Origin of the sequence: Paraburkholderia antibiotica (genome assembly GCF_012927125.1) — a bacterium.
Taxonomy (GTDB): domain Bacteria; phylum Pseudomonadota; class Gammaproteobacteria; order Burkholderiales; family Burkholderiaceae; genus Paraburkholderia; species Paraburkholderia antibiotica.
Genome location: NZ_JABBFZ010000008.1, coordinates 38,243 through 56,693, shown reverse-complemented (window position 1 = coordinate 56,693; position 18,451 = coordinate 38,243). Strand labels below are relative to the sequence as shown.

Annotated in this window: 15 protein-coding genes and 1 riboswitch; of the genes, 8 read left to right on the top strand and 7 right to left on the bottom strand. The window is 65.7% G+C overall.

Translation table 11 applies throughout. From position 1 onward, the window contains the following. The first annotated feature begins 139 nt into the window (after positions 1 to 139). A complete protein-coding gene (locus tag HHL14_RS15430; protein ID WP_169498479.1) occupies positions 140 to 2,692 on the top strand; it encodes an FUSC family protein in 2,553 nt (850 codons plus the stop codon). Positions 2,693 to 2,873: 181 nt separating this feature from the next. Here HHL14_RS15430 and HHL14_RS15425 read toward each other — a convergent pair whose 3' ends face one another. Together HHL14_RS15425 and HHL14_RS15420 are read right to left on the bottom strand one after the other, a co-directional pair. Then, positions 2,874 to 3,083, bottom strand: a complete 210-nt coding sequence (locus HHL14_RS15425) for a hypothetical protein (RefSeq protein WP_169498478.1) — start codon at positions 3,081 to 3,083, stop codon at positions 2,874 to 2,876. A 173-nt stretch (positions 3,084 to 3,256) separates the two neighbouring features. Continuing rightward, entirely contained in the window at positions 3,257 to 3,730 is a 474-nt protein-coding gene (locus tag HHL14_RS15420; RefSeq protein ID WP_169498477.1) for an Lrp/AsnC family transcriptional regulator, read from the bottom strand. A 138-nt stretch (positions 3,731 to 3,868) separates the two neighbouring features. Between HHL14_RS15420 and HHL14_RS15415 the strand changes: the two genes are divergently transcribed. After that, positions 3,869 to 4,555: a cysteine dioxygenase family protein gene (locus tag HHL14_RS15415; protein ID WP_169498476.1), complete on the top strand. Its 687-nt coding sequence runs from the start codon at positions 3,869 to 3,871 to the stop codon at positions 4,553 to 4,555. 152 nt (positions 4,556 to 4,707) lie between these two features. Here HHL14_RS15415 and HHL14_RS15410 read toward each other — a convergent pair whose 3' ends face one another. The 4 genes from HHL14_RS15410 to HHL14_RS15395 all read right to left on the bottom strand — a co-directional run bounded on the left by HHL14_RS15410 (position 4,708) and on the right by HHL14_RS15395 (position 9,811). Next, entirely contained in the window at positions 4,708 to 7,791 is a 3,084-nt protein-coding gene (locus HHL14_RS15410) for a mechanosensitive ion channel family protein (protein ID WP_230413054.1), read from the bottom strand. A 146-nt stretch (positions 7,792 to 7,937) separates the two neighbouring features. After that, on the bottom strand, positions 7,938 to 8,585 hold the full coding sequence (locus HHL14_RS15405; protein ID WP_169498475.1) for an NAD(P)-dependent oxidoreductase: 648 nt from the start codon (positions 8,583 to 8,585) through the stop codon (positions 7,938 to 7,940). Between the two features lie 217 nt (positions 8,586 to 8,802). Continuing rightward, positions 8,803 to 9,252: an Rrf2 family transcriptional regulator gene (locus tag HHL14_RS15400; protein WP_169498474.1), complete on the bottom strand. Its 450-nt coding sequence runs from the start codon at positions 9,250 to 9,252 to the stop codon at positions 8,803 to 8,805. Between the two features lie 94 nt (positions 9,253 to 9,346). Further along, on the bottom strand, positions 9,347 to 9,811 hold the full coding sequence (locus HHL14_RS15395; protein ID WP_206002349.1) for a hypothetical protein: 465 nt from the start codon (positions 9,809 to 9,811) through the stop codon (positions 9,347 to 9,349). A 196-nt stretch (positions 9,812 to 10,007) separates the two neighbouring features. Here HHL14_RS15395 and HHL14_RS15390 point away from each other — a divergent pair, with 196 nt between their 5' ends. Continuing rightward, a complete protein-coding gene (locus tag HHL14_RS15390; protein WP_169498473.1) occupies positions 10,008 to 10,589 on the top strand; it encodes a DJ-1/PfpI family protein in 582 nt (193 codons plus the stop codon). A gap of 171 nt (positions 10,590 to 10,760) precedes the next feature. After that, positions 10,761 to 11,084 carry a hypothetical protein gene (locus tag HHL14_RS15385; protein WP_169498472.1) on the top strand — a complete coding sequence of 108 codons (324 nt, stop codon included), beginning with the start codon at positions 10,761 to 10,763 and terminating at the stop codon, positions 11,082 to 11,084. 92 nt (positions 11,085 to 11,176) lie between these two features. Here the strand turns inward: HHL14_RS15385 and HHL14_RS15380 are convergent, their stop codons facing one another. After that, positions 11,177 to 12,970 carry a sensor histidine kinase gene (locus HHL14_RS15380; RefSeq protein ID WP_169498471.1) on the bottom strand — a complete coding sequence of 598 codons (1,794 nt, stop codon included), beginning with the start codon at positions 12,968 to 12,970 and terminating at the stop codon, positions 11,177 to 11,179. A gap of 464 nt (positions 12,971 to 13,434) precedes the next feature. Between HHL14_RS15380 and HHL14_RS15375 the strand changes: the two genes are divergently transcribed. From HHL14_RS15375 to HHL14_RS15360, 4 genes are all read left to right on the top strand, one after another. Continuing rightward, on the top strand, positions 13,435 to 14,622 hold the full coding sequence (locus HHL14_RS15375) for an ammonium transporter (RefSeq protein WP_169498470.1): 1,188 nt from the start codon (positions 13,435 to 13,437) through the stop codon (positions 14,620 to 14,622). A 189-nt stretch (positions 14,623 to 14,811) separates the two neighbouring features. Next, positions 14,812 to 14,873, top strand: a riboswitch (Fluoride riboswitch). 73 nt (positions 14,874 to 14,946) lie between these two features. Continuing rightward, a complete protein-coding gene (gene crcB / locus HHL14_RS15370; RefSeq protein WP_169498469.1) occupies positions 14,947 to 15,327 on the top strand; it encodes a fluoride efflux transporter CrcB in 381 nt (126 codons plus the stop codon). 607 nt (positions 15,328 to 15,934) lie between these two features. Beyond that, positions 15,935 to 16,954 (top strand): LacI family DNA-binding transcriptional regulator, encoded by a 1,020-nt coding sequence (locus HHL14_RS15365; protein WP_329601667.1) that lies wholly within the window; start codon positions 15,935 to 15,937, stop codon positions 16,952 to 16,954. Positions 16,955 to 17,074: 120 nt separating this feature from the next. Then, entirely contained in the window at positions 17,075 to 18,451 is a 1,377-nt protein-coding gene (locus HHL14_RS15360) for an FAD-dependent oxidoreductase (RefSeq protein ID WP_169498468.1), read from the top strand.

The following is an 18,451-nucleotide window of genomic DNA, read 5'->3' as shown; positions in this document are numbered from 1 at the left end:
CATAACAAACCGGCCCCCAGGGCATAACCCTGGCCGAATGGCCGAGCTTGGAATGCGCGCAAAATCAGTTAGACTCGACAGCAGTTTGGAGCGGCCTTTTCAACTGCGGTTTTCTCGGTGAATGGATTCCAGGTAGTCGATGCGCTATTCGGTCGAAATAAGAAAATTCCTCTACAGCCAGTACTTTTATGGCGGCCTGCGCATCGCGGTCGGCGTGTCGTTACCGGTGCTTCTGTGTCTGATCGTGTTCCACGAGCGCGAACTCGGCTTCACAATCGCGACCGGCGCGCTCGGCGCGTGCGTCGTCGACATGCCCGGGCCGCTGAAGTACAAGCACAACGAAATGCTGGCCTGCACGGTGATCGGCTTTCTGTCCGCGCTCGCCACCGGCCTCGCCACCGTCAACCCGGTCGCGCTGTGGTGCACGGTCGTGCCGCTCACGTTCCTGCTGTCGCTGATCGTCGTGTACGGCAACCGCTGGCCGCAGATCAGCTTCGCCACGCTGTTCATGATGATCATGACGCTGGAGGAGCACTTCACGCCGCAGCAGGCGCTCGTCAACGCGTCGTGGATCCTGCTCGGCGGACTCTGGTACACGTACTGGTCGACCTTCGTGAGCCGCTGGATGATGCATCGGATCGAGCAGCAGGCGCTCGCCGAAAGCGTGTTCGCGTGCGCGGACTACCTGCTCGCGCGCGCCGCGTTCTACGACCTCGACAACGATCTCGACGAGTGCTACCGCAATCTCGTCGACAAGCAGATTTCGGCGGTCGAACGCCAGGACGCCGCGCGCGACATCGTGCTGCGCAACCTGCCGCGGCTCAAGCGCGGCAAGCTCGAACCGCGCCGCGCGATGCTGTACAACCTGTTCATCAATACCGTCGATCTGCACGAACTGTTCGTTGGCGCGCAAACCGATTACACGCTCGTGCGCAGCACCTTCGGCGGCTCCGATCTGCTGGTGTTCTATCGCGACCTGATCCGCAAGGCCGCCGAGAATCTCGAGGAAATCGGCCTCGCGGTGCTGCAGAACCAGGCGCCGCGCAGGGGCGTGAACGTGAAGGCGGAACTGCGCGCGATCGAATACGAAATCGAGCTGATGCGCAAGCAGGATCTGCCCACGCATAACCCGGAGGCGTATTCGGCGGTGTCGTCGAATTTCCGCCGCATCTGGAGTTCGACGCGGCTGATCGACAAGATGCGCCGCAGCCTCACGACCGAGCCGAGCGCGACCGAAACCGAACTGCGCATCGACCAGGCGTTGAGCCGCTTCGTATCGAGCCGGCGCGTGCCGTTCGGGCAGATCTTCTCGAATCTGACGATGGCCTCGCCGAGCTTTCGCCACGCGCTGCGCGTGACGATCGCGGTGGCCATCGGCTTCTGGCTCGGCCGCCTGCTACCGCTCACCAACGCATACTGGATCGTGATGACGACCGTCATCATCCTGAAGCCGGGCTATTCGCTGACCAAGCAGCGCAACGGGCAGCGGATCATCGGCACGCTGATCGGCTGCGCGGCGAGCATCGCGCTGATCGTGTTCGTCAAGGAGCCGCACATCCTGATGATCGTGATGTTCGCGTCGATGGTGATGAGCTACAGCCTGCTGCTGTTCAACTACACGGCGAGCGTGGTGTTCACGTCATCGTATGTATTGCTGCTGTTCCATCTGCTCGCGCCGGGCAGCATGCGCATCATCGGCGAGCGCGCGATCGACACCGTGGTCGGTTGCGCGATCGCGATCGCGGCGAGCCATCTGTTCCCGTACTGGGAATATCGCCTGATGGGCAAGCTCGTCAACAACATGATCGGGGCCACGCGGCAGTATCTGGAGGCGAGCTGGTGGTGGAGCGGCAAGCCGGCCGCGGCGGTCGTCGCGGTCGTGACCGAAGCCGGTGCGCGCGCGCCGGCCGCGGCGATGGTGGATCCGGCGATTGGCTTCGGTGGCGCGGCGCTGGCTGGAGCCGGTGCAGGTGCGGGCCAGGCTGCAGGTATCGGCTCGAACCGGATGACGGACGCCCAGGTCGGCGCTGCAGCGGATGCCACGGTTGAAGCGGCCCCGCCGGGCGCGGACGCCGGCGCGAATGCAAACGCAGCCTCAAGCGGCAGCACAGCCGACGCCACCCCGATCGGCAATCCAACCGCGCGGCCCGCGAACGGCGCGTCGGCCGCAGCCACCGCGGCAGCAACCGCACTCGATCGCGATTATCGCTACCGGCTCGCGCGCAAGAACGTCCACGTCGCATTCGCGAATCTCGGCCAGGCGTTCCAGCGGATGATGCTGGAGCCGAAGTCCGCGCAGAAGTTCGTGCCCGAGCTGAACGGCCTGCTGGTGCGCAGCCACGTGCTGGCGTCGCAGATCACCGCCGCCGCGCCGTTATTGCGCACGTCCGCGCAACAGCAGCAGCAGGTCGAAGACATCTCGCTACAGCCGCTGCAACGCGCGCTCAGTCTCGTGCGCGACAACCTGAGCGCGGCCGAAGCCGGCACCGCGCTGCCCGCCGAACAGGGCGAGCAGATCAAGCTGATGAACCGCGAACTCGACGCGATGGTGGTCGAAACGGAAAAATCGCCGGACTACGCGGCCGACGCCGTACACGACATGAAACTGCTCGCGCATCAATGCAAGCAGATGCTCGCGGCGTCCGCGCAGATTCGCAAGGACGCGAGCATGATCCGGCTGCCGGAGGAATAAAGGACGGAGCGTGGCGCGCGACAGGAGACGGGATGAAACGCGCGGTAGTCTCGTCTTACCGCGCGGCTCGTGGCGCTTATGGGCGCTTATGGGCGCTCGTGGGCGCTCGTGGGCGCTTATGGAAAATTACTTACGGGCGGCGCTGGGCGGAGATAAGCGACTATCGACGTTTATCGCGCAATCACTGCGCGGCGCCGCTTGCCGGCTTCATCGCGTTGGCCGCCGCGGCCGCGTCCGATGTCACCGACGACACCGGCGCATTCTGTTTGTCGAACTCTTCCTTCTCGTGGATCGCGTTGTAGAACAGCGTGGCAATCACCAGCAGGATCGCCACCACGATAAAAATCGCGATGCCGGTGGTCGGGTTCTTCTTGCGCGGCGGTTTGTTCATGAAGCGGGCTCGGTTCGCGAAGCATCGCGGGATGTCAGGGAAGGCGGAATTCTACGCCCACTGAGCTTGCACACGGCTTGCAACCGGCAAGACCCGCGCAAGGCAACGGGCGTGGCGCGGTCGCTTCGAGGTGAGCAAGTGGTGCGCCTGGCGCCCATCCTCCCCCGCGCGTGTCAGGTCACCGCCGAGGAGCGCACCGGCAACGCCGTCGAATATTTGATCTGCTCCATCGCAAAACTCGAACTCACGTCGTACAGCGGCACGGTCGTGATCAGTTGCTTGTAGATGCGATCGTAGTCGTCGATGTCGGACACCACCACGCGCAGCAGATAATCGGTCTCGCCGCTCATCCGGTAGACCTCGACCACTTCCGGAATGTCGCGCACCGCCTGCGTAAAGGCGGCAGCCCACGCCTCGGTGTGCTGGTTGGTGCGCACCGCCACGAACACCGTGGTGCCGACGCCGAGCTTGCGCGCATCGCACAGCGCCACCTGCGCGCGAATCACACCGGCCTCCTTCAGCCGCTGCAGCCGCTTCCAGCACGGCGTCTGCGACAGGTTCACGCGCTGCGCAAGTTCGGCGATCGGCATCGTCGCGTCCTCCTGCAGCAACTCGAGCAGCTTCCGGTCGATGATATCCATACCCATACCGACACCCCTGATAGGAAATTATTCTACTTTTTAGATTCTCGGGGGAATTATATGGAAACTCTTTCTCCGGTCAAACGGGTATAAATATCGATACCCAAAATAGCCGACAGGCAGCGGGCACGCTGCCCCACGATCATGAGCGACGACCTTCGCGCTACCGCTTTCGAGCATCATCCCGATTCTCTGCTGCTGCCTCACGCGACACCGCAGGCGACATCATTCCATGCCGGCACGGTGGCAGCCGCTATGCCCACGCCCGACGACGACCACCCGCGCACGCCGATCGAGCGTCTGTGCGACACGCTCGACGCGATGTTCGAAGCCTGCGCGAAATTCCCCGAGCCGTCAGACTCGACGTTCTTCGCGCGCAGCATGCGGCTCGCGCTCGCCGAGGCGGCCGCCGACCCGGCGCTGCTCGCGCCGGCACAGCGCGAAGGCGCGCCGGACACCTATCGTCGGCACCTGCTCGCCGCCGATCGGCACGGTCGTTACGCGATCGCCGCGCTGGTCTGGCAGCCGGGCCACGCGAGTCCGGTGCACGCGCATCACACGTGGTGCGGCTACGCCGTGGTCGATGGTTGCCTAAGCGAAACGATCTTCGAATGGGACGGCGCGCAGCACAGCGCCAGCGCACTGCGCTCGCAGGCACGCGCACGTGGCGCGGTGTCGTTTGTGCGCGGTGGCCGCGGCGCGATTCATCGGCTGGGCAACTGCGGCGATGCGCCGGCCGTGTCGCTGCATATTTACGGCGTCGAAGGCGCGCAAATCGGCACGCACGTCAACGACATCGTGCGCGTGGCCGACGCGGTGGAGCTGGTTTGATAGCGGGAAGCCGGCCCGTATCGGGCGGTACTCGCATGCACATACACCTCGTGCGAAACCCGCTTCACCTCATCGACATGTAGCGGCACATCGGCACGCGGGTACGCGCTCGCGGCACGCCACACACTCGCGGCACACCCCACACACTTCCTTCACCCCTTCCCGCCCGCATCGCCCGCCGTTGGAATCTGCGGCGGAATCGGCGCGGTCTCGCCGGTCGGCGGCGGCGCCGGTCGCGGCTCATGCGACACGTCGCGCGCGGGCGCGAGCGGCACAGGCGTTGCGACGCGCGACGACGGACCGATCCCGTCCGCTTCGTGCGTCGCCTCGGACATGGCTTCGCGGGTGGCGCGTCGCGCATGCTCGTGCGCGCTTTCGCGGCGATGCTTCTCCCGGCGCGGCTCGCGTGCTGTTTCGTGGGCCGCTTCGTCAGTCGCTTCCTGAGTTACGTCCCGCGTCGCGTCATGAGTCGTTCCGTGCGCGACGTCGTGAGTCCTCTCGTGCGCGCCGTCGTCCACCGGTTCGTGTGCTCTTTCGTACGAGCTCCCGCGCGCCCTCTCGTGCGCCGCCTCGTGAGTCCTCTCACGAGATCTTCCGCGCGCGCCGCCATGCGCACCACTACGACCCTCGTCGTACGCATGCCCTCTCGCCCGCTCATCGGCGTCGCCATACGCGCCGCCCTGCTCGCGTCGCGCTCCCTGCACCGCCAGACTCTCCGCACTCGTCTCCACCGGCGCCACGAAACCGGTCATCTCATCGTCGCGCAACGGCTCGCCCTCGCTATCCTTCGACGACGTGTACACCCGCATCTGCGCAACCGGAATCTCGATGCCCGCCTCGTCCATCTTGCGCTTGAGCCGCAGATTGAACGCACGCGCGACGCTCCATTGCTGCAGCGGCCGCGTCTTGATCTGTCCTTTGACGACCATCCAGTTCGGATCGAAACGGTCGAGCCCCCACACCTCGACGGGCCCGAGCATCTCGCGTCGATAGCGGAAGTCGGCCATCAGATCGGCACCGACTTCGCGGATCAATTGCATGATCTCGTCGACATCGGTCGAGAACGACATGCGCACCTCGAACACCGCGTACGCGAAATCGCGCGACAGGTTCTTGACGATCTTGATCTGCGAGAACGGAATCGCGTGGATCGCGCCCTGGCCGTCGCGCAGGCGCACGGTGCGGATCGACAGATGCTCGACCGTGCCCGCATGGCCGCCGTCGACGTCGATCCAGTCGCCCACCGAAATCGTGTCCTCGATGATGATGAACAGGCCCGTGATCAGGTCGGTCACGAGCGACTGCGCGCCGAAGCCGATCGCCAGACCGATCACGCCCGCGCCCGCGAGCAGCGGCGTCACGTTGATGCCGAGGTTCGCGGCGGTGACGATGCCGGCGATCGTCATGATCGTCACCAGCAACACGTTGCGCACCAGCGGCAGCATCGTGCGCGCGCGCATGCTCGGGCTGCGCGACTTGTTGCGCGGACTGCCCGGATTGAGCGCCTCGGTGATCGCGGTGTCGACCAGAATCCACAGTAGCCACGCGATGAACAACGTCGCGACGATCGCTGTCATCGCATGCGCGATGCCGCGCGCGGCGACGTTTTTCTCGACCATCGCGGCCAGCGACACGCCCCATAAACGCGCGGCGAATTCGAAGAAGAACAGCCAGATGAAAAGCGTCAGCAAGGTGCCGCAAAATCGCAGCAGCCGCGTCAGATACGGCGAGCGACGACGCGCGCGCGCACTGCGCGGGCGCGTCACGCGCAGCACGATCGCCGACAGGAAGAACGCCAGCACCAGCAGCAGCGCGGTGACGATCGAGATCTGCAGCACGTTCTCGCTCGACCCCGAGCCGCCGAGCGTCGCCACCACCGACGCGGCGGCGAGCACCAGCACCGGCACGTGCCATAGCGCGGCGAGCACGTCGAACGCATCGGTGGCGGCCTTGTGATCGTTGCGCTGCTCGTAGGAGCGGTTGCGGATCAGATGCGCGACCGGGCGCCGGAACGCGAGCGCGAAATAGCCGGTCAGCACCGCGGCCGTCATGTTGGCCGCAGTCGAAATCAGCGCGGCGAGATTCGAGCCGAGCTGATGCGCGACGTCGTAGTTGACGGCGGCATCGCCGAGCGCGCCGCACACGCCGATCACGAACAGCACGCGCCGCGCGTGATCGATCAGCAGACGCACCGCGACGCGCCGATGCCCCGAGCCGAACAGCGAAAACATGATCAGGCAGATCGCCGAAAACACCGCGCCCGCGACGATCGCATACGCGACCACCATGCCGAGCGTGCGGCCGAGCGCATCGGGCATCGCGCGCACGAACAGCAGCGCCGCGACGAACGCGATGATCCACGGACCGACGCGGCGCAGCGCGAAGATCAGCAGCTCGCGCGTGGTGGGATTCGGCTGCAGCCTGATCTCGACGCCCAGCCGCCGGTACAGCCGCTGCTGCAGGTAGATCAGCGCGCCGGCGCACGCGCCCCAGCCGGCCAGCATCGCGAGCATCGACAGCAGGATGGTGCCGAGGCTTTCGCGGCCCTGCCCCGAGACGATCGTGTACAGCTCGTTGGCGGCCGCGTTCAGGCGGCCGCTCCAGTAGCGCACCGGCGTGCGGCCCTGGTGCACGTCGGCTTCGAACGACGCGATGCCCGACGCGATCGCGCCGAGCAGGCCCGGACTCGGCTGCGCGGGCGCGGCCGGGCCGACGGTCTGCGCGGCGTTCTGCGAAACGTCGCGCAGTTTCTTCAGCTGGTTGACGAGCGCGGTGCGCTGGCGATCGTTGTCGAGCGTGGCGATCACGCTGTCGAGCGAACGCGCGAGCTCCGCCTGGCTCGCGGGCGACGGCGCCGACGCCGCCTCGGCCGCCGAAGCGCCGGAGGCCGCCGGTGGGGGCGTCGCCGTGACGGTCGCGCTATTGATCAGACTCTGCAATGCCGGAATCACCGGCGTGCCGGTGCCGACCGCCGGGCTCGCCGCGGGCGCGCTCGCCGGCGCGGCGGCGGCCGTGCGCGGCAACCCGCCGAACACGCCGATGCATAACAGCGCCGCGCACCACAGCGTAGCGAGCCAGACGCGGATGCCGGCCTGGCCGCGCGCGGGCGCGCCACGACGATGCGTCCAGCGTGCGATGGGGTCGGAGGAAAAATGGGGAATGGCGCGAGTCGCCGGCTGCTGCCCGCCGTCGGACGGTGCAGCCTCGGACTCACGCCGCGATGGGCATGACTGCATGGCAATCCGTGAGAAAACGGCAGACGCCAGTGTAGCCGCAGTTTTGTCCGGCGCGCCCGGACATGCGTAACCGAATGTTAGTGGGCTTGCGCCGGTCGCGACGCGTGTGCGTCGGCGCGGTAGGCCCACCCGCCATCAGCCCACGCTCAATACGCGACCGTCGCGATCTGCCGCACGAAACGGCCCTGCTCCAGTTCGTCGACGAACGCCACCGCATAGTCTTCCGCGGAGATGCGGCTATTGCCGTCGGCATCGGCGATCAGCGCGTTCGCGCCGGTGCGGAACTTGCCGGTGCGCTCGCCCGGCGCGATCAGCGCGGCCGGCGCGAAGAAGGTCCAGTCGAGATCGCTGACGCCGTGGTAGTAGTCGAATGCGTCGCGATGCGCGAGCGCAATGCCCTTGTACGCGTCCGGGAAACCGTCGGTGTCGACCAGTTGCTTGCCCGGCGCGACTTCGAGCGAGCCCGCGCCGCCCACCACGACGAGACGCTTGAGCCCCGCCGCGCGCACACCTTCGACGAGCGCCCGGGTCGCGCGGGTCAGTGTGGCGAGATCGCCTTGCGGCGGTGCATACGCGCTCGCGACCACGTCATGGCCGCGCACCGCCGCGCCGACGCTTGCGGCATCGAGCAGGTCCGCCTGCGCGGCCTGCAGATTCGCGACGTCGCCCGGCACGCGCGCCGGATCGCGCACCAGCGCCGTCACCCGATGCCCGCGACGCGCCGCTTCCGCGGCAATCCGCGAACCGATCATGCCGGTCGCGCCAAACAAGGCGATCTTCAGTTGTGTGCTCATTTCATCCTGCTCCTGTCAACGACATATGCAATCACAAAAGTTACATATAAAGAGAAAAAAAGCGGGGCATCCACCCCGTTCGTTGCTACCGTCGCGCAGGTCGCGCATGTCGCCAATCCCTGCTCGACATGCGCGCCGCGATACCGCTTTTCTGTACTGCCGTCGCCTGCCGGTTTCGCCCGGCGGCTCGCCGTTCGTGCCGGCTCATGGCCGCCGCTCACACCCGACGCTTGCGCTCCCGCTGCTTCTCCGCGCGCACCACGTCGGCGGTCGCGTCGGCGAGCGTGCGCGCGGCGAGCGATGCTTCCATTGCCCGCTGCGCTTCGTCGACGATACCCCGCAGCACGCCCTGGATATTGCGTCCGACCATACACGCCGGATTCGGCTCCTCGCGATGCAGCGCGAACAGCTGCGCATCGTCCACCGCGCGATACACGTCGAGCAACGTGATCTGCTCGGGCCGCCGCGCCAGCAGCGCACCGCCGCCCGCGCCCATCTGCGAGGTGGTGAGCCCCGCGTCGGCGAGCATCGCCAGCAGCCGGCGGATCAGCACGGGATTCGTATTCACGCTGCCCGCGATCATCTCCGACGACAACGGCACACCACCCTGCAGCGACAGCAACGCGAGCACGTGCACGGCAAAGGCAAACCGGCTACTCGTGTTCACAGCGCACCCATCCGGCGACGACAATATGTAACCATGATAATTACATTTTCCGGCACCGTCAAACCGCGTACAGCGAATCGGTCTCGCGCGCCCGTCATTTGTCCATCTGCTTCTGTGCGTCGGCGGAATCGCTCGATGCGCTCGACGAAGCCGACGCCCCCGCGTTCTGTGCCGACCACGCCTGCAGCTTGCGCCCCGCCACTTCGAGGCCCTGGCCGGTAATCGACGCGGCCTTGCCGAGCTGCGCGTTGGCCGCGCTCGCGGCGTTCTGCAAATTGGCCTGGGCACTCGACGCGAGCGCCGACGGATCGATTTTGATCGACGGCGCGGAGGCCGAGTCGAGATTCTGCTGCGCGGCGGATTGGGTCGCGTCGACCTGCTGGCCGACGTAGCTTGCCGCCTGATCGAGCTTCTGGCCGGCGAGTTGAGCCGCGTCGTTGAGCTTGCTGGCGGCCTGACCGGCCGACGCGTCGTTCTTCTGGCACGCGGCCAGCGCGCCGAACACGCAAATCACGACCGCCGCGCGACGCAGCAACGAACAGTAAAGAGATGAAATCATGGTGAGTAGGAACCGCGCCGGGCGGCTCGTGTAAAACGAAGACGCGCCCATCATACCGCCGATGCGCGGTGAAACCGCTTCCATTGCACCCGAAGCGGTCGCGGTTCTGTCAAACATCCTGGAGTAGACTGGCCGGGCATGACGCATGAGCACCTGTCAGCATCCCGTGGTTCGATCGATCAACTGGAGGCATACGATGGCGGCAAAGAAGATCCTGTTCCTGACCGGCGACTTCGCCGAGGACTACGAAACGATGGTGCCGTTTCAGGCACTGCAGGCAGTCGGCCATGTGGTCGACGCGGTCTGCCCGAACAAGAAGGCCGGCGAGCGCATCAAGACCGCGATCCACGATTTCGAGGGCGACCAGACCTATACCGAGAAGCCAGGCCATCAGTTCACGCTGAACGCCACCTTCGAGGACATCGATCCGCAGCAATACGACGCGCTGGGCATCGCCGGCGGCCGCGCGCCCGAGTATCTGCGGCTCAATCCGAAGGTGATCGAACTCGTGCGGCAGTTCGCCGAGGCGGGCAAGCCGATCGCCGCGATCTGCCACGCCGCGCAACTGCTCGCCGCCGCCGACGTGATCCGCGGCAAGCGCATCTCCGCGTACCCGGCCTGCGCGCCCGAGGTGAAGCTCGCGGGCGGCGAATATGCCGACATCCCCGTCGATGCCGCGATCACCGACGCCAACTTCGTCACCGCGCCCGCGTGGCCCGCGCATCCCGAGTGGCTGCGGCAGTTCCTCGTGCTGCTCGGCACGCGGATCGAGCACTGAGATCGAGCACTGGGCGATTGCGGCAACGCCCATCGAGTACGGGCAGTGAGCGCGAAAGTCGTCGCGTGTGAAAGTCAGGACTCGCCGCCCCCCCAACATTTGGGAGTAGTCCGATAGTCTCAGCCGAAACGCTTCCCTATAGTCGCGACTGCTTTGGGGAGTACCGTTTCGATGAAACTGACCGACTGGATCGTTACCCTCGCCATCCTGCTGATGGCGATCGCCTTTCTCTGTGCGCGCCGGCGCTCTGCCTGGTCGCGTAACGACCGCGTGCGGCATATGGCGGGCACGCGTCTGCTGATGCAGGCAGCCTGCGCGCTATGGGCAGCCTTGCTGATCGTCGCGCATGGGTTGTTCATGATCGACGATCTGGGCCGCTTGCGGCCGACCTCGATCGCGGCGCTCGCGGGCGTCGCCGGACTGGTGCTCTGCAGTTGCTACTGGTCGGTGCGCGGACACAGGCTGCTCAAGTCGCGCCGTATCTTCGGCGGCTGAACCAACCTGCTCCGGCGGCTTGCCTTTTGAACGCTGTCTTTTGAACGCTGCAATGCTGCGCACCGTACCGGCCGTTCTTCGCCACCCAGCACCTAGCGCGTACTGATGCCGCCTTCCGTATCGACGGACCGCGCGGCCGACCCGCCAGTGGCAGCCGGACCAGCCTCCGCGGCGATCGCCGTGGCAGCCCGCTCGCGCGCTTCGAGTTTCGCCTGCGGGCCGCCACGCGCGTCGCGCGATTGCCCAGCGGCCGCATCGGCCCGCGCGAGCGCGCTGGCCGCCGCCTCACCCGCGCCCGCTCCGTCGCCGGCTTCCGGCAGCGACAGATAAAACGTCGTCCCCACGCCCTCTTTCGATTCCGCCCACACCCGACCGCCGTGCCGCTCGACCATCCGCCGCACCAGCGCAAGGCCGATGCCCTCGCCGGGCGTCGTGTTGCCGTGCAGGCGCTGGAACGCATTGAAAAGCCGCGGCAACGCAACCGCCGGAATGCCCAGACCGTTGTCGCGCACGTAAAAGATCCGCAGCGAATGCACGCCCGGCGGCGCCGGCGTCGTGCCGATCTGGATCCGGCCTTCGCGCGCCGGGTCCAGATAATTGACCGCGTTGCCGATCAGATTCGCGAAGATCTGTTCGAGCGCGGTCGGATCGCCCCACACCAGCGGCAGTTCGCCAACGCTCACGCGCGCGCGCCGCGCCCGGATCGAGCCCTGCATCGCATCGACGACACGCTGCACGATGTCGTGCACGTCGATCTTCTGGCGCCGGTACTCGACACGGCCGACGCGCGAAAGCCGCAGCAGCGCGTCGATGATGTGCGACGCGCGCAGCACCGCGGTCTGCAGATAATGCAGCGCCTCGCCGACGTCCTCATCGACGATCCGCTCGATGCGCTGCCGCGTACCCGTTTCCAGTGACGACGCGCGCACCGCGTCGCGCAGTTCGTCGCACGCGCGGATCAGCTCCTTCGAGAAGCCCTGCAGGTTCACGAGCGGCGCGCGCAGATCGTGCGACACGCTGTAGATGAACATTTCGTTTTCCTGGGTCTGCTGCCGCAGCGTCTCGTTGATGCGCGCGAGTTCGGCGGTGCGGCGCTCCAGATCCGCATGAAAGCGCGCCTCGATACGATCGGCCTCGAGCAGTCGCCGGCTGGTTTCGTGCAAGGTCAGATCGAGCCGGGCGATTTCGTCGCGGCCCACACTGAGCGGCGCGAGCGGCTCGTTGCCGGCGAGCCGCCCTGCGTTGTCGGACAGCAGCGCGAGCCGGCCGCGCACACCGCGCGTGAACATCCACACGGCCAGCGCGACGAACAGCAGCGAGCCGAGCGCGGCCGCGACGATCAGCGACTGTTGCCGCGCGCGTGCGGCGGCGGCCGCATTCGAGCGCAGCGCGTCGAGGCGACGTTCCTCGGCCTGGAACGCGTTCACCTGCAAACGGAAGCGGTCGAGCACGTCGGCGTGCGCCAGATCCTGAAACCGCTCGGCGATATCGCCGCGCCGCGCCGCGTGCAGCAGATCCTGAAGCCGGTCCGACCACTGGCGATAAGCCTGCACCGCCTGACGCACCTCGACTACGCGCTCGACCTGCGCGGGATTGTCGGCGACCATCTCGGCCAGTTGATCGATGCGCCGGTCGACGTCGATCCAGACCGAGACCGGCGTCGTGAAGTGCGTGTTGTTCGCGAGCACCGCGCCGCGCAGCGCCACCGATTCGGAGAGCACCGGCTCGAGAATCGCGGCGCTCTGGCGCAACACCTCCTCGCTGTGCATCGCCCAACGCTCGGCTTCGGTCGCGTCGGCCTGCGCCTTCACGAGGCCGGACAGCAGCGCGAGTTCGAAGACGGCCGGAATCGCGATCAGCAACAGGCCTTTGGTGGTCAGTCTCATGCGTGCGCGTGGGAGGGAATGTGGCCCGCGGATTAAACGCGGAGTCGGCACATTATGTCGGCGTTTGGGCGGGAAAACAAAGAGGGACATGAGACTGGATGCCGCTGGGGCGCCGTCGCGTGTGATGCGGGCTGATGCGATGCGATGCGAGCGAGCCTGCACCGGCGGCGGGCTTCGGCGGCGCTGCTTCAGAAGCCAAGGCGTCAGGATTCCGAATGAAAGCGTAATTAAAATCGAAGATTGCGCCCTCATCTGGGTCACGCGCACCGCAATTCGCTGCGCATGCACTCGAATTGTGCTTTTCGTCTCTGTTCAGGTGCAGCGGATAGCGCCTGCGGAACAGCGCCCTGTTCATCCTAAATCCCATCCCGGTGCCCGATTGCACCGCGTCGACGCGAGCGGCACAACTTTGGCCCGCTTCTTGCTCACATAGCGCACTTTTTTGGCATAAGCGGGACACATCGATGGAAAGTCTGAAAAGCGGCGCCGATACCGAGTTTCTTCTGCTCGGTGCCGCCATGGTGCTGGCGATGCACGCGGGGTTTGCATTCCTTGAACTCGGCACGGTGCGCAAGAAGAATCAGGTCAACGCGCTGGTCAAGATTCTGGTCGACTTCTCGGTCTCGACGATCGCGTATTTCTTTATCGGTTACACGATCGCGTACGGGGTGCAGTTCTTCGGCAGCGCCGCGTCGCTCGCCGAGCACAACGGCTACGGCCTGGTGCGCTTCTTCTTCCTGCTGACCTTCGCCGCGGCAATTCCGGCGATCGTCTCGGGCGGCATCGCCGAGCGCTCGAAATTCAACCCGCAGCTGTTCGCGACCTTCGTGCTGGTCGGCTTCGTCTATCCGTTCTTCGAAGGGATCGCGTGGAATAACCGCTTCGGCATCCAGGACTGGCTCGCCCACGTGTTCGGCGCGCCGTTTCACGACTTCGCGGGGTCGGTGGTGGTGCACGCGTTCGGCGGCTGGGTCGCGTTGCCGGCCGTGCTGCTGCTCGGCGCGCGCCACGGTCGTTATCACCGCGACGGCGGCATCGCCGCGCATCCGCCGTCGAACATTCCGTTCCTCGCGCTCGGCGCATGGGTGCTGACGGTCGGCTGGTTCGGCTTCAACGTGATGAGCGCGCAGACGCTCGACAAGATCAGCGGCCTCGTCGCGGTCAACTCGCTGATGGCGATGGTCGGCGGCACGCTGACCGCGTGGTTCGCGGGCCGCAACGACCCGGGCTTCACGTACAACGGCCCGCTCGCGGGACTCGTCGCGGTCTGCGCGGGCTCGGACCTCATGCATCCGCTCGGCGCGCTGGTGACGGGGGGCATCGCGGGCGTGCTGTTCGTCTATATGTTCACCTGCGTGCAGAACCGCTGGCGCATCGACGACGTGCTCGGCGTATGGCCGCTGCACGGCCTGTGCGGCGCGTGGGGCGGGATCGCGGCCGGCATCTTCGGCACGCGTGCGCTCGGCGGACTGGGCGGCGTCGCGTTCGGCTCGCAGGTGGTCGGCACGCTCGGCGGGATTCTCGTGTCGCTGCTTGGCGGCACGATCGTCTATGGCGCGATCCGCATGACGGTGGGCTTGAGGCTCGATCAGGAAGAGGAATACAACGGCGCGGATCTGTCGATTCACAAGATTTCGGCGACGCCCGAGTGAGAGGTGGTGGGCGGGGTGGGCACACCGGTGCTTGCCTCGCTGCTTTGGCTCCGCTGCTTTGCTCTGCGCTTTACCTCACTGCTTTTGCCCGCGCTCTTTGCGCGCGACATCTTGCCCCTACCGCGCGCGGTGCCGCCCACCCCGGCACCGCCTTGCACCCGTCCCCAAATGCCCACACCGATGTTAGACTGCGCCGCTGGAGATGGCATTCTCCATTAACCGCCCTTAGGGCTGATGATGCCTGCTACGCCCGGTCATGCGGACGCGGCATCGTCTCGTCCGCGTGAACCGGTTTGTCGACCTTCCGGTTTCGATCTCTTCTCCATGTACTGGTCTTTTCTCGCGGTCGCCATCGGCGGCGCACTCGGCTCGCTGTTTCGCTGGTTTCTCGGCATCCGGATGAACGGCATCTTCAGCGGACTGCCGCTCGGCACGCTCGCCGCCAACGTGATCGCCGGCTACATCATCGGCGTGGCGGTCGCCGGCTTCGCGCGCGTGCCGCAACTCCCGCCCGAATGGCGTCTGTTCGTTATCACCGGCCTGATGGGCGGGCTGTCGACGTTCTCGACGTTTTCCGCGGAAGTCGTGCAGCGTCTGCAGGACGGCCGGCTCGGCTGGGCGGCCGGCGAAGTCGTGATTCATGTGAGCGCGTCGCTCGTGATGACGATTCTGGGTATCGCGACGGTATCGCTGCTGGCGCGCTAGGAACACCAGAGCTGACGCGGGCCGGGCATGCTCCCGGCCGGGCTCTCAGGCGTCGCCGGCGCCGGCGCGCCCGCCGGCTGCGGATCGTCTCGCGCCCTCCCCGCCTGCTCCTCACGCGCCCGCGCCGCCATCGGCCTGCCGGGCGGCGCAACGCTCTCTCCCGCGCGCGCTCCCGATCTCGCGTCGTTCCCCCCTTCGCGCGAGACACCGAGGGCTCTCCAGCCACGCTCCTCCGCTACGCGAGTACACGCGTAATGAACGAATAAAACTTTCGACCTAAAAATTCCGCGCGCGATATTAACCCCCATGCAACCTGGTCGCAGGATCTGCGACGCGCGCCTGGCCAATGTATTCGGGCTTCACCATTAACGGCGGACTGTTCCGGCTCGATCCTGGTCGGTATCCCACTGCCTGCGGTGTTTTGCAAAAGCATCTACTCGCCTTCCGGTTGGCGAAGACCTGCATATCCTCGACCTGTTTCAAATGCGGTCATCCATCTCGATACCGACGATGTCTAAAGCAACAACCTACGCAATTCCCTCCCTTGCGTGAATACGTATTCACGCTATACTCGTTGCACTGATTGCCAATATGTCATGAGGTGATAGTGAAAGAACCGCGCCTGAAGCGAACCGTCACGAGCCACGATATCGCCCGTCTCGCCGGTGTTTCGCAGCCTACGGTTTCGCGCGTGCTGACGGGCAATGACCGCGTGAATCCAGAAACGCGCAGCCGGGTCCTTGCCGCTGCGCGTGAGCTCAAATACCGTCCTAACGGTAATGCGCGCGCAATGCGCACAAGCAGAACCGGTAACGTTGGCATTGTGGTTTCCCGGCTGACCAACCCCCTCTATCCGGAAATGCTCGAAGCCATCGGGCAGCGTCTGACCGCCCACTCGCTGCGCATGGTCATGTGGAACACGGACGAAATCAACGAAAAGCTCGCGCTGGACGCTGTCTACGAGAGTCTTGTCGACGGTGTCATCATGACGACGGCGACTGACGCAAGCTCGCGCCTTTATGAAACCCTGCGACTGAACACACCGGTCGTGCTTATCAACCGGTCGGTGGAGCGCTGGGCGTGCGATCAGGTCACGAGCGACAACCTGAAAGGCGGCGCTCTCGTAGCGCGCCATTTCGTCGAAGCCGGGCGCAAGCGTATTGGCTTGCTTGGCGGCCCCACCTCCGCGTCGACGATTCGCGAGCGGCAGACGGGCTTTCGACTGCAACTCGACAGCATGGGTGCGGCCCTGCTCCCCGAGCACTGCATCAGCGTCGAGACCTTCTCCTATCAGCAAGGCTACGCCGCGGCGAAGGAACTGCTTACACGCACCAGGCAACCGCCGGACAGCCTTTTCTGTGTCAACGACATCCTTGCCATTGGCGCGATAGATGCGGCGCGTTCGCTTGACCTGTCAATTCCGGACGATCTGTGGATTGTCGGTTACGACGATATTGAACAGGCATCGTGGGAAGCATTTGATCTGACCACCGTGCGCCAGCCACTGGACGCGATGACGGAGCAGACCATCGAATTCCTGCTGGATCGCATGGACGGACACGACGGTCCCCCGCGCTATCAAAGCCTGCCCAACGAACTGATCGTACGAGGTTCGACCTCATCATGACAGTCGTCTTCGACATCCCAAACATGATCAATCAGTAGGCAACCGCGGGCACGCTCAGCGCATTTGGAGCGTGCTGGTTTCGATGACAATCACCACCAAATTTAATCCGTTATCCTAATCATGAACGAGCATTACGATCCAGGCCAGCGCAGACTGCCATCACAAGACTTCCTGTCCGAGCCGGCCCGCAGCATTCCCATCCGCTATCGTCCCGACGTATTAGTGGTCGGCGGCGGGCCGGCCGGTATTGCCGCCGCCACGGCGGCCGCCCGTTCCGGAGCGTCCGTACTGATCTGCGAGCGCAACGGCTATCTCGGCGGTGCGCTGACCATGGTGACATTGGGCAGCATCTGCGGGTTGTACGCCGTATCGCCTGAGCACATCACGCCAGTCGTGCGCGGTATCGGCGCGGAGATCGCCGAACGCCTGCACACCTATGGCGGCACTAGCGGTCCAATGCGTTGGCTGGAAACCGCATCGCTTCCGTATGATCCCAACTCCTTCAAGCTGGTTGCGGACGACTTGACGGCCGAATCGGGCGTCGAGCTCGCGTTCCATTGCAGCGCGGTGGCGGTCACCAGGGAAGATGCTCGCGTCACGGGGGTGATTTTCGAAGGCGTCGACGGCAGGTGGGCCTGCATGGCCTCGTCGATCATCGACTGCACCGGTGACGGCACCGTCGCGGCGCTCGCCGGCGCGGGCTTCGAACATGATGTTCCCAATGGTCAGGCGCCCACGACGATGTTTCGCTTCGGCGGCGTCGACGTCGAGCGCGCCCGACAGATCTCGCGCCCCGAATTGCATGCGTGTCTTGAACGAGCCGTGGCAAGCGGCTTGAGCCTGCCCCGTACCGCCGGCGGCGCGTTCAGCAATCAACCGCACTCGATGCATCTGAACATCACGCGGATCCTGCGCGATGGCGTCCCGCCCAATACCCTCGACACACGCGAGCTAAGCGCCGCCGAAGTCGAAGGACGGCGCCAGTTGCGCGCCTATCTGCAAGCCTTCCGCGAATTCGTGCCCGGCTATGAGGGATGTTTTATCGCCGACATCGGCGCGTCGATTGGGGTGCGCGAAAGCCGCCGCGTAATGGGCGACTACCGGCTCACACTCGACGACGTGCTGCACGAGGGCCGCTTCGAGGATGCTATCGCGTGCAGCGCATGGCCCGTGGAAGAGCACGGTGCGGGACGCGGCACGCGCTGGGTGTTTCTCGCCCCGGGCACCTATTACCAGATCCCGCTTCGCACGATGTTGCCTGAAGGCATCGAGGGTCTGCTGGTCGCGGGTCGCTGCGCGTCGGCTTCGCACGACGCACACGCGTCGATGAGAGTCGCCGGCGTGTGTTTCGCGATGGGCGAAGCCGCAGGTGTGGTCGCCGCCCAGGCGGCGTCCAGCGGAACCTCAGTAAGAAACGTTGACTTCGCCTCTGTACGTGCCGACCTGCTTCGCCGGGGAGCGTTCCTCGGCGAGGACCGCCTCACTCAACCCGTCTGA

Coding starts and splice junctions, on each gene's coding strand:
- HHL14_RS15430 (WP_169498479.1), top strand. CDS start 140: ATGCGCTATTCGGTCGAAATAAGAAAATTCCTCTACAGCCAGTACTTT.
- HHL14_RS15425 (WP_169498478.1), bottom strand. CDS start 3,083: ATGAACAAACCGCCGCGCAAGAAGAACCCGACCACCGGCATCGCGATT.
- HHL14_RS15420 (WP_169498477.1), bottom strand. CDS start 3,730: ATGGGTATGGATATCATCGACCGGAAGCTGCTCGAGTTGCTGCAGGAG.
- HHL14_RS15415 (WP_169498476.1), top strand. CDS start 3,869: ATGAGCGACGACCTTCGCGCTACCGCTTTCGAGCATCATCCCGATTCT.
- HHL14_RS15410 (WP_230413054.1), bottom strand. CDS start 7,791: ATGCAGTCATGCCCATCGCGGCGTGAGTCCGAGGCTGCACCGTCCGAC.
- HHL14_RS15405 (WP_169498475.1), bottom strand. CDS start 8,585: ATGAGCACACAACTGAAGATCGCCTTGTTTGGCGCGACCGGCATGATC.
- HHL14_RS15395 (WP_206002349.1), bottom strand. CDS start 9,811: ATGATTTCATCTCTTTACTGTTCGTTGCTGCGTCGCGCGGCGGTCGTG.
- HHL14_RS15390 (WP_169498473.1), top strand. CDS start 10,008: ATGGCGGCAAAGAAGATCCTGTTCCTGACCGGCGACTTCGCCGAGGAC.
- HHL14_RS15385 (WP_169498472.1), top strand. CDS start 10,761: ATGAAACTGACCGACTGGATCGTTACCCTCGCCATCCTGCTGATGGCG.
- HHL14_RS15380 (WP_169498471.1), bottom strand. CDS start 12,970: ATGAGACTGACCACCAAAGGCCTGTTGCTGATCGCGATTCCGGCCGTC.
- HHL14_RS15375 (WP_169498470.1), top strand. CDS start 13,435: ATGGAAAGTCTGAAAAGCGGCGCCGATACCGAGTTTCTTCTGCTCGGT.
- crcB (WP_169498469.1), top strand. CDS start 14,947: ATGTACTGGTCTTTTCTCGCGGTCGCCATCGGCGGCGCACTCGGCTCG.
- HHL14_RS15360 (WP_169498468.1), top strand. CDS start 17,075: ATGAACGAGCATTACGATCCAGGCCAGCGCAGACTGCCATCACAAGAC.